The sequence below is a fragment of the Rhodococcus sp. G-MC3 genome, from assembly GCF_030063335.1.
Classification (GTDB): domain Bacteria; phylum Actinomycetota; class Actinomycetes; order Mycobacteriales; family Mycobacteriaceae; genus Rhodococcoides.
The window spans coordinates 1-1,173 of record NZ_JASISW010000086.1 but is presented as its reverse complement, the minus strand read 5'-3'; the positions used below and the strand labels follow the sequence as shown (position 1 = coordinate 1,173).

The 1,173-nt window shown below is 61.3% G+C and carries 1 protein-coding gene; it reads left to right on the top strand.

Translation table 11 applies throughout. The annotated features are described in order from the left end of the window. Positions 1–3: 3 nt before the first annotated feature. Positions 4–1,151, top strand: a protein-coding gene (locus QMK17_RS26275) for an IS3 family transposase (RefSeq protein ID WP_442972837.1) whose coding sequence is annotated in 2 segments (ribosomal slippage) — positions 4–271 and positions 271–1,151 — 1,149 coding nt in all. Because the reading frame shifts where the segments join, the coding sequence is not laid out codon by codon here. Positions 1,152–1,173: the final 22 nt, after the last annotated feature.

Here is a 1,173-nt window from a genome sequence, read left to right as displayed (position 1 = left end):
AACATGGCTGGACGAAAGCGCAACTCTGCTGAAGACATCGTGCGCAAATTGCGCCGTGCCGATGAGCTCACCGCTGCAGGCAAGACGCAGGAGGAGATTGCCGCGGACCTCGAGGTGTCGGCGGCAACGTTGTACAACTGGCGCCGGCAGTACGGCGGGATGGATACAGACGCCGCGAAGGAACTCAAGGAGCTCCGTGAGCAGAACAGCAAGCTAAAACGCCTGCTCGCGGATGCCGAGCTGGAAAAGGATGCTCTGCGGGAGGTTGCGCGGGGAAAATTCTGAGCCCGGCCGCCAAGCGCCGCGCCGTCGACATGCTCGTCGCCACGATGAGTATCTCGAAGCGGTTGGCATGCAAAGCAGTTGGGCTCGCCCGCTCCACATACGCTCGTACACCGATCGCAGAGACGCCCGCCGACCCTGACGCGGCCCTGAGGGCGACGCTACGCAAGTATGCGGGCTCGAACCCGTTGCACGGTTTCCGTCGCGCCTGGGCTCATCTCAGGCACGATCAGGGCATGTCGGTGAACAAGAAGAGGGTTCACCGGCTATGGAAGGAGGAGGGCCTGCAGGTTCGGATCTACCATCCACGCAAGCGTGCCGGTGTCAGTTCGTGCCCGCAGATCGAGGCCGACTCCCCGAAGGTGGTGTGGGCAATGGACTTTCAGTTCGACTCTACCGTCGATGGGAAGGCGATCAAGATCGCGTCGATGATCGACGAACACACCCGGGAGTCCTTGTTGAACATCGTGGAGCGGTCGATCACGGCGCAGCGGTTGACCGATGAGCTGGAGAAGGTGTTCGCGTTGTGGGGTGGTCCGCCTATGGTGTTGCGGATGGACAACGGTCCGGAGTTCATTTCGCATGTGCTGCAACAGTTCTGCCGCGACCGTGTCGGAATTTCCTACATTCCGCCGGGGACGCCGTGGAACAACGGCCACATCGAATCCTTCAACAACCGCCTACGGAAGGAGTGCCTGAACCGCAACTATTGGACGAGCCTGCTCGAAGCCCGGGTGGTGATCGGGGACTTCAAGGACGACCACAACAACCGGCACCGGCACTCATCGCTGGGCTACCTCACCCCGGCTGAGTATGCTGCCCAATGCACCCACAACCACCAACCGGTGGACGGCTGCGAGATCGACTGAAGATCAAACCGAAGCGGCTCTA